Origin of the sequence: Alcanivorax sp. NBRC 102024, from assembly GCF_001602235.1 — a bacterium.
Lineage (GTDB): Bacteria > Pseudomonadota > Gammaproteobacteria > Pseudomonadales > Alcanivoracaceae > Alcanivorax.
Window position 1 is genome coordinate 509,013 of the sequence record NZ_BDAS01000002.1, and the last position, 14,350, is coordinate 523,362.

Annotated in this window: 11 protein-coding genes; 3 read left to right on the forward strand and 8 right to left on the reverse strand. The window is 61.0% G+C overall.

The genetic code is table 11. The features are described from left to right. The first annotated feature begins 116 nt into the window (after positions 1-116). A complete protein-coding gene (speD, locus tag A0251_RS06010) occupies positions 117-923 on the forward strand; it encodes an adenosylmethionine decarboxylase (RefSeq protein ID WP_062815919.1) in 807 nt (268 codons plus the stop codon). 313 nt (positions 924-1,236) lie between these two features. Here the strand turns inward: speD and coq7 are convergent, their stop codons facing one another. Then, positions 1,237-1,896 (reverse strand): 2-polyprenyl-3-methyl-6-methoxy-1,4-benzoquinone monooxygenase, encoded by a 660-nt coding sequence (gene coq7, locus A0251_RS06015; RefSeq protein WP_062815920.1) that lies wholly within the window; start codon positions 1,894-1,896, stop codon positions 1,237-1,239. Positions 1,897-2,021: 125 nt separating this feature from the next. Here coq7 and A0251_RS06020 point away from each other — a divergent pair, with 125 nt between their 5' ends. Beyond that, positions 2,022-3,497, forward strand: coding sequence for an AAA family ATPase (locus A0251_RS06020; RefSeq protein WP_062815921.1), 1,476 nt, complete (start codon positions 2,022-2,024; stop codon positions 3,495-3,497). Continuing rightward, positions 3,484-4,515 (forward strand): AraC family transcriptional regulator, encoded by a 1,032-nt coding sequence (locus A0251_RS06025; protein WP_062815922.1) that lies wholly within the window; start codon positions 3,484-3,486, stop codon positions 4,513-4,515. Before A0251_RS06020 ends, A0251_RS06025 begins: the two co-directional genes overlap by 14 nt. Here A0251_RS06025 and A0251_RS06030 read toward each other — a convergent pair. The 7 genes from A0251_RS06030 to A0251_RS06060 all read right to left on the reverse strand — a co-directional run bounded on the left by A0251_RS06030 (position 4,454) and on the right by A0251_RS06060 (position 14,240). After that, the gene (locus A0251_RS06030; RefSeq protein ID WP_062815923.1) at positions 4,454-7,249 is read right to left on the reverse strand and encodes a hybrid sensor histidine kinase/response regulator; all 2,796 of its coding nucleotides are present in this window, start codon (positions 7,247-7,249) and stop codon (positions 4,454-4,456) included. The two genes, A0251_RS06025 and A0251_RS06030, sit on opposite strands and share 62 nt — an antisense overlap. After that, the gene (locus A0251_RS06035; protein ID WP_062815924.1) at positions 7,221-8,276 is read right to left on the reverse strand and encodes a cyclic nucleotide-binding domain-containing protein; all 1,056 of its coding nucleotides are present in this window, start codon (positions 8,274-8,276) and stop codon (positions 7,221-7,223) included. The genes A0251_RS06030 and A0251_RS06035 overlap by 29 nt, the downstream gene beginning before the upstream one ends. A gap of 82 nt (positions 8,277-8,358) precedes the next feature. Next, positions 8,359-9,645: a phosphoribosylamine--glycine ligase gene (purD, locus tag A0251_RS06040; protein ID WP_062815925.1), complete on the reverse strand. Its 1,287-nt coding sequence runs from the start codon at positions 9,643-9,645 to the stop codon at positions 8,359-8,361. Between the two features lie 111 nt (positions 9,646-9,756). Further along, positions 9,757-11,325, reverse strand: coding sequence for a bifunctional phosphoribosylaminoimidazolecarboxamide formyltransferase/IMP cyclohydrolase (gene purH / locus A0251_RS06045; RefSeq protein ID WP_062815926.1), 1,569 nt, complete (start codon positions 11,323-11,325; stop codon positions 9,757-9,759). Positions 11,326-11,416: 91 nt separating this feature from the next. After that, positions 11,417-11,698: a DNA-binding transcriptional regulator Fis gene (gene fis / locus A0251_RS06050; RefSeq protein WP_062815927.1), complete on the reverse strand. Its 282-nt coding sequence runs from the start codon at positions 11,696-11,698 to the stop codon at positions 11,417-11,419. Positions 11,699-11,742: 44 nt separating this feature from the next. Further along, positions 11,743-12,783 carry a tRNA dihydrouridine synthase DusB gene (gene dusB / locus A0251_RS06055; protein WP_063508533.1) on the reverse strand — a complete coding sequence of 347 codons (1,041 nt, stop codon included), beginning with the start codon at positions 12,781-12,783 and terminating at the stop codon, positions 11,743-11,745. A gap of 254 nt (positions 12,784-13,037) precedes the next feature. Continuing rightward, positions 13,038-14,240 (reverse strand): zinc-ribbon and DUF3426 domain-containing protein, encoded by a 1,203-nt coding sequence (locus A0251_RS06060; RefSeq protein ID WP_062815928.1) that lies wholly within the window; start codon positions 14,238-14,240, stop codon positions 13,038-13,040. Positions 14,241-14,350 lie beyond the last annotated feature (110 nt).

Here is a 14,350-nt window from a genome sequence, read left to right on the forward strand (position 1 = left end):
CGGTCAAGGTGTCCGGCGCAAGCCGGAGAGACCAGGAGGTCTCGCAAACAGGTAACCGCAGACGCTGCGGTGGTGTGTTGGTTCTATTGTGGCGGTGACGCCTACGGGGTACAGCTGTGGTGAAAGATCCCAATCCCAAGATTACGGTTCATGGTTTCAACAACCTGACCAAATCCTTGAGTTTCAATATTTTCGATATCGCCTATGCGAAGACGGAACAGCATCGCAAGGAGTACATTGAGTATATTGACGAGCTGTATAATGCCGAGCGGCTCACCGAGATTCTCACCAATGTGACCAAGATCATCGGTGCCAACGTGCTCAACGTGGCTCGTCAGGATTACGATCCCCAGGGCGCCAGTGTGACCATGCTGATCGCTGAGCATGAGACGCCGCCGGACGGTACCGACTGGGATGAGGAAGCCCCGGGTCCGCTGCCGGATTCCGTGGTGGCGCATCTGGACAAGAGCCATGTGACGGTGCACACCTATCCGGAATCCCATCCGGATAACGGCATTTCCACCTTCCGGGTGGATGTGGATGTATCCACCTGCGGGGTGATTTCCCCGCTGCGTGCCTTGAACTACCTGATTCACAGCTTCGACTCCGATATCGTCACCATCGACTACCGGGTGCGGGGCATGACCCGGGATCTGGACGGCACCAAGCACTACATTGATCACGACATCAATTCGATCCAGAACTTCCTGACCGAAGACACCCAGAACGCCTATCAGATGATCGACGTGAACGTGTACCAGGAGAACATCTTCCATACCAAGATGCTGCTCAAGGACTTCGACATCGACAACTATTTGTTCGGTGCCGGCAGCGACGAGTTCGACAAGGAAGAACTGGAGCAGATCGAGGAGCGCCTGCGCACCGAGATGCTGGAGATCTTCTACAGCCGGAATATGGGGTAAGAAGGGCAGTTAACAGTTAATAGTTAACAGTTCGCGCCCATCGTCAGTTGTAGTAGAAAGCAAAGAGGCCGCGCCCACAGGTTGGGCGCGGCCTCTTGCGTTTTATGGACATGCTCCTCTTACGAAGCCGCTGTAGGAGCGCCTATCGAGGCGCGAACCGTGCGAAGCACGGAATCGCCAGCAGGGCGATCAGGCATTTCAGCGCAACCACTGATTCCTGTAGAAATCCTGTCGAGCCTTGAAAACCCTGCCTCGCTGTCGCTCGGTTCGCGCCTCAAGAGGCGCTCCTACAGGTGTTCTTTTGGTGCGCTGGTCAGATTCGGTAGGTTGTGAATGTCATCACCTTGCTCATCAACGTCATGGCGTGGCGCACTGGTGGGGGGAGCTCGGCGCCGCCGGCGTCCTTGGCGGTGACTGCGTGTTTGAGTTCGTCGCTTTTCATCTGTTCCAGAATGGCGCGGGTGCGCAGGTCGCTTTCCGGGACCTGGAACAGGTGGGACTCCAGGTGTCTGACCACCTGATTTTCCGTTTCCGACACAAAGCCCAGGCTCCAGCGATCACCGACCAGGCCGGCGGTGGCGCCCACCGCATAGCTCATGGCGTAGAACAGCGGGTTCAGTTTGCTGGGGACGCCGCCCAGTTCGCGAATGCGTTCTTCGCACCAGGCCAGGTGGTCTTCTTCCTCGCGGGCCGCTTCCTCCATGGCATGGCGCACATGGGGCAGGCTGGCGGTGCTGGCCTGTCCCTGATACAGGGCCTGGGCACAGACTTCGCCGGTATGGTTGATGCGCATGAGCCCCAGCACATGGCGGCGTTTGTCCGTGGGCAGGGTGCCAGCCTCCGGGGCATCCGGCGCCGGGGAGGCATGGGCGGGTTTCCGTTCCGCCTGGATGGTGCCTGGCGTCAACGTGCGCAGGGCGTTATCGGCCCGGGCCAGCAGTTTATCCAGCGGTGACAGTCGACGTTCGCTCATGGGGGGGCTTCCAATACGGTTTGCCACGGCACACACCTCGGGGTGCAGGTATCGTGGCGCTACAAAACAGTGCCAGCCTTCATGCTAGCATAGCGCTGACAGTGACCTGTGAAGAATGATAACAAATGAGTGACCTGAACGACCTGAAAATGCTGCTGGAATCCCGCTACCCCATCGTGGTCATCGAGACCTGGGAGGAGTTGCGGGCGCTGGACCTGATACGCCGTCTGGGGATGCGTGAGGGGCGACCGGTGTTTGCCTGGAATGTGGTGGATGGTCTGCGGCGGCTGGAGTTTGAAGATGCCCCCAGTCAGAAACACACCGTGGAACCGGATGCGCTGCTGGGACAGATTCGCGGTACCAATGAACCGGGCATCTACGCCCTGTGCGATCTGCATCCGTTTCTGAAGGACGAGCCGCGTCATACCCGGTTGCTGAAAGAGATCGCCCTGCACCATGAGCGGTTGCACCACACCCTGGTGTTGATCAGCCACCAGTTTTCCATTCCCCCGGAGATTCGCCGTTATTGCACCCGGTTTTCCCTGTCCATGCCCGACGAGAAGCAGCTGGAACACATCGTTCAGGATGAGGCCCGTCGTTTCAAACAGGAGAAAGGCGAGCGAGTGCGGGCAGACCGAGCCTCGCTGGATCGTCTGGTGCGGAATCTGCGCGGTTTGAGCGTGGAGGACGCCCGCAAACTGGCCCGGGGTGCCATTATCCATGATGGTGCCATCACCGAGGCGGACTTGCCGGACATCAACAAGGCCAAGTTTGCCCTGATGGAAATGGACGGCGTCCTCAGCTACGAGTACGACACGGAAAGCTTCGCCAGCGTGGGGGGGCTGCAAGGGCTGAAGGACTGGCTGGGGAAACGGGAGAAAGCGTTTCATGGTCAGAATGGGATCGACAGCCCCCGCGGTATCATGCTGGTGGGCGTGCAGGGTGGGGGCAAGAGCCTGGCGGCCAAGGCGGTGGCCGGGTTGTGGGGGCTGCCGCTGCTGCGCATGGACATGGGCGCCATCTACAACAAGTTTTTCGGTGAGTCCGAGCGTAACGTGCGCGAGGCGCTGGAGCTGGCGGAGACCATGTCGCCCTGTGTGTTGTGGATCGACGAAATCGAGAAGGGCATCGCCGTGGGTGACAATGATGGCGGTACCTCCCGGCGTGTGCTCGGCACCCTGCTCACCTGGATGGCGGAAAATAAGAGCCAGGTGTTTCTGGTGGCCACGGCCAATGATATCGAACGACTGCCACCGGAACTGATTCGTAAGGGCCGTCTCGACGAGATCTTCTTTGTGGACCTGCCGTCGCCGGCGGTTCGCGAGGTGATTTTCCGGATCCATCTGGAAAAACGCGGCCTGTCAGTGGATCGGTTCGATTTGCCTGCCCTGTCTGAGCACAGCGACGGGTTTACCGGAGCGGAAATCGAGCAGGCCGTGGTGGCCGGTCTCTACAGCGCAGGGGCTGCTGACGGGGTTCTGGATCAGGCGCTGCTGGAAGCGGAACTGGCGGCCACCGTGCCGCTGTCGGTGACCATGGCAGAATCCCTGGCGCGCCTGCGTCAGTGGTGCCAGGGCAGGGCGGTCCATGCCGGTGCTTGACCCCGGCCTGGCCGGGTCCGACCAGAGCCTGAGCGCTGCCTATGTGGATGCGGTGTTGCCACCGCTACTGGCGCATTACGGTTTGTCCCGGGACGCGGTGCTGCAGCAGGCCGGGCTCACCGAAGCGCCATTCTCCGAGCCGGGACAATTGTTGCCACTGGTGGATGTGCTGCGACTGTTTCTGGTGATACTGCAGGCCAGTGGCGATGCGGGCCTGGGTTTCGAAATCGGCAAGCGGGTGAAGCCCCGCTCCTATCAGGTGCTCGGTTACGTGATTCTGGCCAGCCGTGATCTGGGTCAGGCCATTGACCGGTTGATTCGCTTTGAAAGCCTGTCCGGCAAGCTGGGTGAGACCCGGCTTTCTCACCATGGAGACAGGGTCCGCCTGAGCTGGCAATGCCCTCTGGCCGGTGAGCCTGCCCGTTATCTCACCGAGGCGGCCGTGACCGGTTGGGTGGCGTTCATGCGCCCGTTGATAGCCCGGGAGCTGGCCCCCAGTCAGGTCTGCTTTCGGCACGGGGCCCCGGATGATGAACAGCGTTATCGGGCATTTTTCGATGCGCCGGTGGGGTTCTCGGCAGACTTCGACGGGGTGGAATTGCCCGCGGAGTATCTGGCGTTGCCGCTGGAATCGGCGGATCCGGGGTTATCGCTGATGATGGAGCGGGAAGCCCGTGACCTGCTCGCCGATTTCGACATCAATAGCAATCTGGTCAGTGCCGTGCGTGCGCGGATTTATCAGCAGCTGGCGGATGGGGAGCCGTCGCTGGAATCCGTGGCGGACAGTCTGGGCATGGCGGCCCGCACGCTCAGCGCCCGGCTGGCACGGCGCTCCCTGCGCTTTGCGGACATTCTGGACGGCTTACGTCAGAGTCTGGCTGAGTTGTATCTTCAGGATTCGGCCCTGTCGCTCACCGAGATCGCACTGTTGCTGGGCTTTGCCGAGTCCAGCTCGTTCAGTCGGGCATTTCGTCGCTGGCGAGGGACAAGTCCGAATCAGTGGCGTCGGGGCGGGTAAAGCGCACCAGGGTTTCCCGGAGCACGTTAAGCTCCACCGGCTTGGGCAGGTGGGCGTTCATGCCCGCCGCCAGGCTGCGCTCCTTGTGTTCGCGCAGGATATGGGCGGTGAGCGCGACGATGGGGACCGCCGGCAGCCCCTGCTTCTGCTCGAACTGGCGAATGCGCCGGGTGGCTTCGAAGCCGTCCATCTCCGGCATTTCGCAATCCATCAGGATCAGGTCATAGCGGTGTTTTTCCGCCAGTGACAGGGCTTCCTGGCCATCCGAGGCAATGTCGGCTTTCAGGCCCAGCTTGCCAAGCATGCCGCGAATCACCTTCTGGCTCAGGTAATGGTCTTCTGCCACCAGGATGCGCAGTTGCGGGTCCGGTTTGTGCTCGGTCTTGCCGGGAACCGGTCGATGGCCCTGACCCAGCTCCTCGGCCAGTACCTGACGCAGGCGAGGGGAGGAAACCGGTTTGGACAGCACACGGTGGATGCCCACGTTGCGGGCCTGGGTCGCACTGGGTGCCAGACTGACACCGGTCAGCATCACCAGCACGGTGGGGTGCATGATCACCGGGTCTTCATGGATGCGGGCGGCCAGTTGCATGCCGTCCATGCCGGGCATGTTGTGGTCGAGCACCACCACGTCGAAAGGCTCGTTGATGTTGGCCTGGGTTCGCAGGGAGGCCAGTGCTTCGCGGGGATCGTGGCAGGCCGTGACCCGCATTCCCCAGGACAGGGCATGGTGACGAAGCACCCGGGTCACGGTGCTGGAATCGTCCACCACCAGCAGGCTTTTCCCTTCCAGGGTACGGGTATCCACCATGGCTGGTGGGGGAGCCTCGCTGGTTTCTGCCGGCAGGGGAACCACAAACCAGTAATGGGCGCCGCGCTGGTCCTGCAGGGTGCCCATGCGACCTTGCAGGGCTTCCACCAGCTGCTCTGCGATGGCCAGGCTCAGATGACTGCTTTCCGGCTGGTTTTGGGTGTTGCGCAGGCGTTTGAGGATGTCGTCGTTGAGGGCGCTGCCGGAGAAGCCGAAGCGAACCCGGTCTGCCTGGCCGGTGGGCTCCATGGATACATCCACCACCAGTTCTCCGTGGCTGCCATGGCGTACCAGGGCGCCCATCAGGTTGGTGAGGATCTGCCGTAGCCGGCCGGCGTCGCCAATCACCCGGGTGGGGACATTGGTGTGCACATGGGTGATCAGCTCAATCTGCTTTTCCTCTGCCTTTTCCTTGAACAGGTCTATGGCTTCCATGACCAGATCATGGATGTCCAGGGCGCTGTGGTTGATGTCTGTGCCCTGGGTAGAGAGCTGGGAGTGCTCCAGCACATCATTGATGATGCGCAGCAGGTTGTCGCCGGCATTCTGTATGGCGCCCACGCACTCGCGCTGGTTGGGTGTCAGTGGGGTGTCGCCTAGGATTTCCGCCATGCCAAGGATGCCGCTCAGCGGGGTACGAATGTCATGGCCGATCCGGGACAGGGTTTCCCGGCGAGTGCTGTCCACGGTCTCGGCAATGGCTTCTGAGCGTTTTCTTTCGATCTTCAGGCGCGCCTGCTGGCTGTATTGCAGTCGCAATCCGATCCCCAGGGTCACAGCCTCCAGCACCGTGGCTCCCAGTAACCACTGGGGCAGTTCCGCCCCGGTTTGTACTACCCCCAGGCACGCCAGGCATACCACCAGGGCCGGGATACTGATCAGCAGGGAGGTGAGGAAAAACAGTCCTCCCCCGGTGATTTCCCGGTGCCAGGCGGTGTAGCCCATGGTGAGCAGAAACAGGGTGGCCAGGGTGACCAGAGCAAAGCTGATGTAGCCGGCGGCGGCCAGCGGCAGCATGATGGTCAAGGGCAGATTGATCAGGGCCAGTACCTGCAGCAGGCGGGTAGAGTATTGCAGCCAGCCGGTCTGTTCGGACAGGTTGAAGAAGCTGCGCGAGAGGCCGTTCGCCGACCACATGGCCAGCATCATGCCGGCAAAAAGCAGCCGCGGGTGCAGCAGGTTGTTTTCACTCAGATCCCCGGGGAGCAGGTCCGCCAGGGTCAGCCCGATCATCAGGATGCTGAGGATAAAGCCGCAGTGGTAGTAGTAAGTGGCGCCGCCACGCAGGGCGCCCACAATCAGGTTATAAAATGCCAGCATCAGCAGGGCGCCGGCCAGCAACATGTAGATTGTGTTTTGCTGTTGCTGGGTCTGAAGCAAGCCGTTGACGGTGGTCAGTGTCAGTCCGTAAGTCAGGTAGGCCCGGGGAGGCAATTGCAGATAGACAAGCTGGGTGTCGCCGGTGGGCAGGTCTATCCGGAAGCTGCTGCCGCGGCCGCTAATGCGCTGCTGGGGGGCCAGTTGGCGGTACCCCTCGTTGCCATCCGGCAGGTAGAGGGTTGCTGCCGGATTGCCACGCAGATGCAGGGCGAAGGTGTTCTGGTTGCCCAGCTCGTTCTTGATGGCAACGCGCACCCACCAGTGTCCATTGCGGATACCCAGACGCTCGATATAGCGGGTGGCCGGCTGGAAACCGGCCGTGGCGGGATGTTGGCTGACTGCCTGGATATCCAGCTCACCGGAGGGGTCGCGCAGGTACTCGGAGTAGATGGTAATGCGGGCCTGATCCGGCAGGCTGTGGATCACAAAGGGGGGCGGCGGTTCCGGGTTGGCCCGACAGAGGCTGCCAACCATGGCCAGCAGAAGAATCAGCGCTCCTCTGAATAAAAACGAATCAGGCCACTTCCGTTGGTTCTTTTGCATCCGTCGCTTTTCCCCGGTCCAGCACATAGGCGTTGAGGCCTGCTTCCGAGAGGATATAGGCTCCCAGCTCACTACGTCGACCATCACCGCACACCACATAGAAAAAATCCTTTTCCAGCGTGTGCACTTCGCGGCGCAATTCGTTGAGTGGCAGGTTGCGGGCACCGGGGGTGCGGTCGTGGCGAAACTCCATGGGCAACCGCACATCCACCAGAATGCAGGCGGTTTCCGCTTCCAGCACCATGGTGTCCAGCTCATCCTCACTGAGGTGGCGAATGACCGAGTCTTGCAGGATGGATTGAAAGTCCTTCTTGCCAAGGCACATCAGGGTGCCGTCACTGGTCATGGTAATGGTGGCGTTGCGGGGGCTGTCGCTGATCAGGGCGTCTTCACCGAAGAAGCGACCGGCGGAGAGGGCTGCCAGGGTTTCCTGTTTGGCGCCTTTGGCGCGGGTGACCATGGCCTTGCCCTGCTTGATAACGAAGAAGGTATCGCCATCCTCGCCCTCGCGCACCACCGTTTCGCCGAGCTGCACTTCCCGTTCCTCGAATTTCACGAACAGGCTGTGAATCATGGCCGGCGGGATGGCGGAAAACAGCTCTGAAGACAGCAGCGCATCCATCCAGTCCCGCTCGCTCTCGTCATCATCCTCGTCGAGCATGGATTCGGCGGCCTGGGTCCAGGTCATCAGCAGATCCAGCTTGTTGCGGTCGATGGCGTAGAGGGTCGTGGTTTCCGCGCTGATGGCGTTGATGGTGTGTTCCGGGTAATTGTCCAGCGCCAGGTAATTCTCGTCATCGTCGGCGGTAAAGTGCCGCACCTGGAAGCTGGCGTCGGTCAGGTCCAGGGCGCCTTCCACCAGAAAATAGGCCTTGTCACTGGTCTGGCCACGTTTGAACAACAATCGCCCCGGACCGATCTTGATGACGTCGATCTGGCCCTGGATTTCCTTCAGGTGTGATTCGCCCAGGCAGTCAAAGGGAATGAAATTCTCGAGACGAGACATGTCGGCGACGACATCGCTCATTGCTAACCCCCGGCAGTATAAACGTGCAGCATTGGTGGATGAGCCCTGCCGGGCTCACCCTTACTTCTTAGTTGCTACTACTTTATGACTTTTCGCGGGCCACTGCACGGTAACCGATGTCTTTGCGGTGGTAGGCGTTGCGCCATGTGATCTGCTTCACACCGGCATAGGCGTTGGCCTGGGCTTCACCGACGGTGTCGCCGACACCGGTCACGCAGAGTACCCGGCCGCCGCTGGTGACCACCTGGCCGTCTTTCTCGGCGGTGCCAGCATGGAAGACTTTGACGGTGTCGGAATCCGCCTGGTCCAGGCCGTCGATCACGTCGCCCTTGTCGTAGCTGTCCGGGTAGCCGCCGGCGGCCATGACCACACCCAGGGTGGGGCGCGGGTCCCACTGGATGTCGGTCTGGTCCAGCTTGCCGTCCAGGGCCGCCAGGCACAGGGCAGCCAGGTCGGATTGCAGGCGCATCATGATCGGCTGGGTTTCCGGGTCGCCGAAGCGGCAGTTGTATTCGATGACCTTGGGGGCGCCTTCCGGGTTGATCATCAGCCCGGCGTAAAGAAAGCCGGTGTAGGGCATGCCCTCGGCGGCCATCCCTTCCACGGTGGGGGTGATCACCTCGTCCATGATGCGCTGGTAGACCGCATCAGTGACCACCGGCGCCGGGGAGTAGGCGCCCATGCCGCCGGTGTTGGGGCCGGTATCGCCGTCGCCGACGCGCTTGTGGTCCTGACTGGTGGCCATGGGCAATACGTTCTTGCCGTCCACCATGACGATAAAGCTGGCTTCCTCGCCTTCCAGAAATTCCTCCACCACCACGCGGTGGCCGGCGTCGCCGAACTTGTTGCCGTCCAGCATGTCGCGCACGGCGTCTTCGGCTTCTTCCAGAGTCATGGCCACAATCACGCCTTTACCGGCGGCCAGGCCATCGGCCTTGATGACGATGGGGGCACCCTGTTCACGGACATAGGCCAGGGCCTCGTCCATGTCGGTGAAGTTGCCGTAGGCGGCGGTGGGGATGTGATGGCGAGCCAGGAAATCCTTGGTAAAGGCTTTTGAGCCCTCCAGCTGGGCGGCGAGCTTGCTGGGGCCAAAACACTTCAGGTTGTTGTCCTGGAAGGTATCCACCAGGCCTTCCACCAGCGGCGCTTCCGGCCCGACGATGGTCAGGTCGATGCCGTTGTCCTTGGCGAAGGCCAGCAGGGCAGGCTGGTCCAGCACGTCGATGGCTACGTTTTCCACCCCGGCTTCCCGGGCGGTGCCGGCATTGCCGGGTGCCACGAACACTTTTTCTACCTGCTCAGCCTGAGCCACTTTCCAGGCCAGCGCATGCTCGCGGCCACCGCCGCCAATGATCAGAACTTTCATTGAGGTTACTGCCTCTTCTGACGTTGTCTCTATTGGAGACGGGTCAGACGTCGGACGTCGGACGCTGACCCGGTTTTGTCGTCAGACGTCCGACTTCAGACGTCCGACCGCTTAATGTCTGAAATGACGCATGCCGGTGAAGACCATGGCCATGCCGGCTTCGTCGGCGGCGGCAATGACTTCTTCGTCGCGGATCGAGCCGCCAGGCTGGATCACGCAGCTGATGCCTACCTTGGCGGCATTGTCGATACCGTCGCGGAACGGGAAGAAGGCGTCGGAGGCCATCACCGACCCTTCCACCTGCAGGCCGGCGTGCTCGGCCTTGATGGCGGCAATGCGGGCGGAGTTGACGCGGCTCATCTGGCCGGCGCCCACGCCCACGGTCTGGCGGTTCTTGGCGTAGACAATGGCGTTGGATTTGACGAACTTGGCCACTTTCCAGGCGAAGATCAGGTCGTGCATCTCGGCTTCCGTAGGGGCGCGCTTGGTGACCACTTTCAACTCGCCTTCGGTGATCATGCCGATGTCGCGGTCCTGTACCAGCAGGCCACCGTTGACGCGCTTGTAGTCCAGGCCTTCTGTCGCCGGGCCGTCGATCTCGCCACACACCAGTACCCGTACGTTTTTCTTGGCAGCGGTAATGGCCAGTGCCTCATCGGTGGCAGACGGGGCGATAATCACTTCCACAAACTGACGATCGACAATGGCCTGGGCGGTGGCGGCATCCAGCTCGCGGTTGAAGGCGATGATGCCGCCGAAGGCAGATTCGGTATCCGTTTCGAAGGCCAGGTCGTAAGCCTTGCCGATGCCGTCCAGGCTCACGGCCACACCACAGGGGTTGGCGTGTTTGACGATCACACAGGCGGGCTTGGTGAAGGACTTCACACACTCCAGCGCCGCGTCGGTGTCGGCGATGTTGTTGTAGCTCAGTTCCTTGCCCTGCAGTTGCTTGGCCGTAGCAATGGAGGCCGGTGCCGGATTGCGTTCGGTGTAGAAGGCCGCTTTCTGGTGCGGGTTCTCGCCGTAGCGCATGTTCTGGGTCTTTTCGAAATTCAGGTTGATGGTGCGCGGGAAGTCGTCATTGTTTTCACCGACTTTCTTGCCGAAGTAGTTGGCAATGGCGCTGTCGTAAGCGGCGGTGTGTTCGAAGGCCTTGATGGCCAGATCGAAACGCAGGGTGTCGGACAGGGCGCCGTTGTTGGCTGCCATGTCGTCCAGAACGCGCTGGTAATCTGCAGCGGCGGTCACAATGCCGACGCTGGCATTGTTCTTGGCGGCGGAACGTACCATGGTGGGGCCGCCAATATCGATGTTTTCGATGGCGTCTTCCAGGGAGCAATCCGGGTTGGCCACGGTGGCCTCGAAGGGGTACAGGTTGACCACCACCAGATCAATGCGGCTGATGTCGTTGTCCGCCATTACCTGCTCGTCCTGGCCGCGACGGCCCAGGATGCCGCCGTGCACTTTCGGGTGCAGGGTCTTCACCCGGCCGGCCATCATTTCCGGGAAACCGGTGTAGTCGGAGACTTCGCGTACCGCGATGCCCTCTTCCTGCAGCTTCTTGTAGGTGCCGCCCGTGGAGAGGATCTCCACGCCTTGCTCGGCCAGGGCCTTTGCAAATTCGACGATACCTGTCTTGTCGGAAACACTGATCAGTGCACGTTCAACCGCGTTGCTCATGGGGTTTCACCAAGTTACGTTCTGGAATAAGTGGTTCATTTAAAAACAAAAAAAGGGCAGTAAGGACTGCCCTTCATCTTCGCGGTCGTGCTTACAGCAGACCGTACTGCTTGAGTTTCTTGCGCAGGGTGCCACGGTTCAGGCCCAACAGCTCGGCGGCCTTGGTCTGGTTGCCGCGGGTGTACTCGAGCACTTTCTCAAGCAGCGGAATTTCCATTTCCGCCAGCACCATCTGGTAAAGCTCGCTCACCGGCTCGCCGTCCAGCTGGTTGAAATAATCGTTTAACGAACGTCGCACACAATTGCGCAGGGTGTCGTGAGTTTCACTGCGCGCAATGGTCAGGTGCGGCTTTCGTGCTTCAGCGGTGTTCATTTCAGTAAGTGTCCGTGCAGCGGCTGTGTTAACTGAAGAAAGGGTCATGCGGCCAAGGCTCCGTTTTTCTTCCGGGCAGACACCTCGCCATAGCGACCGAAGCGTACCCGGTCGGTAGTGGCGTTTATCTGTTGGAAAAACTGCTCGATTGCCAACCGTTGATCGGTGGCATTTTCCAGTGTGTTAAATCCGCGCCGGAAGTCTTCCCCACCGGGCAGGTTTTGCGTGTACCAGCCCAGATGTTTACGCGCGATACGCACTCCCATGAACTCTCCATAGAACTGGTGGAGTTCGGCGAGGTGCTGTTGCACGCAATCGTGGACTTCCGTTACTAACGGCGCTGCGGCTAGCGAGCCGTGCTCGAGGTAATGCAGGGTATCCCGGAAGATCCACGGGTTCCCCTGTGCAGCGCGGCCGATCATGATACCACCCGCGCCGGTGGATTCCAGTACCCGTTTAGCTTTTTCCGGGCTATCCACGTCACCGTTAGCCATAACGGGAATATTGACTGCGGCCACCACCCGGGCGATGGAGTCATACTCGGCGTCGCCGTTGAACTTGTCCGCGCGGGTGCGGCCATGGATGGCCAGAGCCTGGATGCCCGCCGCTTCGGCGATGCGAGCGATCTCCACGGCGTTGCGATGATCGCGATCGGGGCCGGTACGAATCTTCAGGGTTACCGGTACGTCCACAGCAGCGACCACCGCATCCAGGATGCGGGCCACCAGCTCCGGGTCGGCCAGCAGGGCGGAACCTGCGGCGCGTTTGCACACTTTCTTTGCCGGGCAGCCCATATTGATATCAATGATCTGGGCGCCATGATCCACATTGGCGCGGGCCGCGTCGGCCAGCATGGCCGGCTCGCCGCCGGCAATCTGCACCGACACCGGCCCGGGCTCACCACTGTGATCCAGTCGTTGGCGTGACTTTCGAGAGTTCCACAGACGGGTGTCCGAGGTCACCATTTCCGATACCAGCAGGCCGGCACCCAGATCCCGGCACAGACGCCGGAAAGGACGATCCGTGACGCCGGCCATGGGGGCCAGAATCAGCGAATTGGGCAAGGTGTATGGGCCGATTTGCATAGGGGCGGAATGGCATGTGTTTAAGGGGGGGCTAATGATAGTGAGCGGCGCGCGGGGATGAAAGGGCGCAGGGTAAAAAATGCGCAATTTCGGGCTCAGGCGGGTGCGGTGGTGTTATCTGAGTGGTTAGTTGCGAGGAGCGAGGAGCGAGGTACGAGTCTCGAAAGGCAAAACCGGTTTGGCTTTTCTAAACTCGTACCTCGTTACTCGCTGATCCTGCCGGGGGCGTCTGCGTCGGCATCGGGTCAGGGCCGCTATCGCTGGCTCACCCGTTCCTTGGCATCCACGGCTGGCAGCAGGCGCAGGTTATAGTTCACCGCCTGCTCGCCCGGATCGACAATTTCCAGGGAGATGTGCAGCGGAGTGTTCACCGGCATGGCCTCCATGTTGGTCAGATCTCCCCGGAGATATTCCGCCGGGCTGAAGCGACGGCTGGCGAAGGGATCACCATTGAGGGCGCTGAAGCTCAGTTCCAGTTCCGGAAACGGCTGCGGGTAACGGGCTTCGTTGAACAGGATGGCGTCCACGATCAGGGCGTTGGTGTAGTCGGGATGGCTGCGGACGACCAGATTGGCACCGCGCAATTTACTGATATCCGTGCGGTTGGGCAGTCGGCAGCCCAGCACGCCGCAGGCCTGTTGGTAGAGGGGGCGCCATTGCGGACTACGGGCCAGATCATCGAAATTGAAGTAGGCGTATTGTGCTACCAGTACCACCAGGGCCAGGGCGGACAGACCGCCCCATTTGAGCATCCCCGTCCAGTCGTGTTGCTGGCGGAAGGGCGTATCGCGCTCACGTACCGGCTGCGACAATGGGACCGGTTCTTCGGTCAGGTCGTCGCCAAACAGGTCCAAGCCGCCGAACAGGCTGTCATCATCGTCATCCTGTGGCGGTTTGGGGGCCGGTTTTTTCTTGGCCTGTGGCGGTTGTGCCGCGGCTTTCGGCGGGCTGGCCTGGCTGTCCCGGGGGGCAAAACTGGCGGGTTGGCTGGCGGTCTGTTTCGCTGGCGGATCGTCTTCGTTTTCCAGTTCCTTGAGCAGGGCCTCGGCCCAGGCCTCATCCGCATTGTCGTTATGACTGGCGCGGCCAGCGCCCTGCATGTCGGAAAAATCTTCCCCGAGCCCGGAGTCGGCGGCATCTTCATCCAGATTGATGAAGGAGTCGCTCAGCTCCATACCTTCAATGCTGAGGCTGGAGGTGGCCCCGTCATCGTCATCATCGAACGTCTGCCGAGAGTCTTCGCTGGCGTTGCCTGCATTGCTTTCCAGGGCGCCTGCCCAGCGATCATCGGCGGCGTCCTGTTTGGCCGGGGGGCCATCAATCAGGTAGTCACTGGCCTGAAAAATCTGCAGGCAGGAGCCGCAGCGTACCGCGCCGCGGGCCTGCTTCAGGTGTTCTTCGGTGATCTTGAACTGGGCTGCACAGTGTGGGCAGCGGGTTTTGTATTGGGCGGCCATGGCTTTCGCCTGATTGTTATTGGTGATGAGACGCTAGGCGCTGCACGGACCAGACTATGACGCAGCCACAAATCAGGGCCGTGTGCGCAAATATGTTTTACAGAAAAAGC

Bases quoted from the DNA above. Each gene is read 5' to 3' on its own strand.
- A0251_RS06060 (WP_062815928.1), bottom strand. From the start codon at position 14,240: ATGGCCGCCCAATACAAAACCCGCTGCCCACACTGTGCAGCCCAGTTC.
- A0251_RS06025 (WP_062815922.1), top strand. From the start codon at position 3,484: ATGCCGGTGCTTGACCCCGGCCTGGCCGGGTCCGACCAGAGCCTGAGC.
- A0251_RS06035 (WP_062815924.1), bottom strand. From the start codon at position 8,276: ATGAGCGATGTCGTCGCCGACATGTCTCGTCTCGAGAATTTCATTCCC.
- coq7 (WP_062815920.1), bottom strand. From the start codon at position 1,896: ATGAGCGAACGTCGACTGTCACCGCTGGATAAACTGCTGGCCCGGGCC.
- purD (WP_062815925.1), bottom strand. From the start codon at position 9,645: ATGAAAGTTCTGATCATTGGCGGCGGTGGCCGCGAGCATGCGCTGGCC.
- dusB (WP_063508533.1), bottom strand. From the start codon at position 12,783: ATGCAAATCGGCCCATACACCTTGCCCAATTCGCTGATTCTGGCCCCC.
- fis (WP_062815927.1), bottom strand. From the start codon at position 11,698: ATGAACACCGCTGAAGCACGAAAGCCGCACCTGACCATTGCGCGCAGT.
- purH (WP_062815926.1), bottom strand. From the start codon at position 11,325: ATGAGCAACGCGGTTGAACGTGCACTGATCAGTGTTTCCGACAAGACA.
- A0251_RS06020 (WP_062815921.1), top strand. From the start codon at position 2,022: ATGAGTGACCTGAACGACCTGAAAATGCTGCTGGAATCCCGCTACCCC.
- A0251_RS06030 (WP_062815923.1), bottom strand. From the start codon at position 7,249: ATGCAAAAGAACCAACGGAAGTGGCCTGATTCGTTTTTATTCAGAGGA.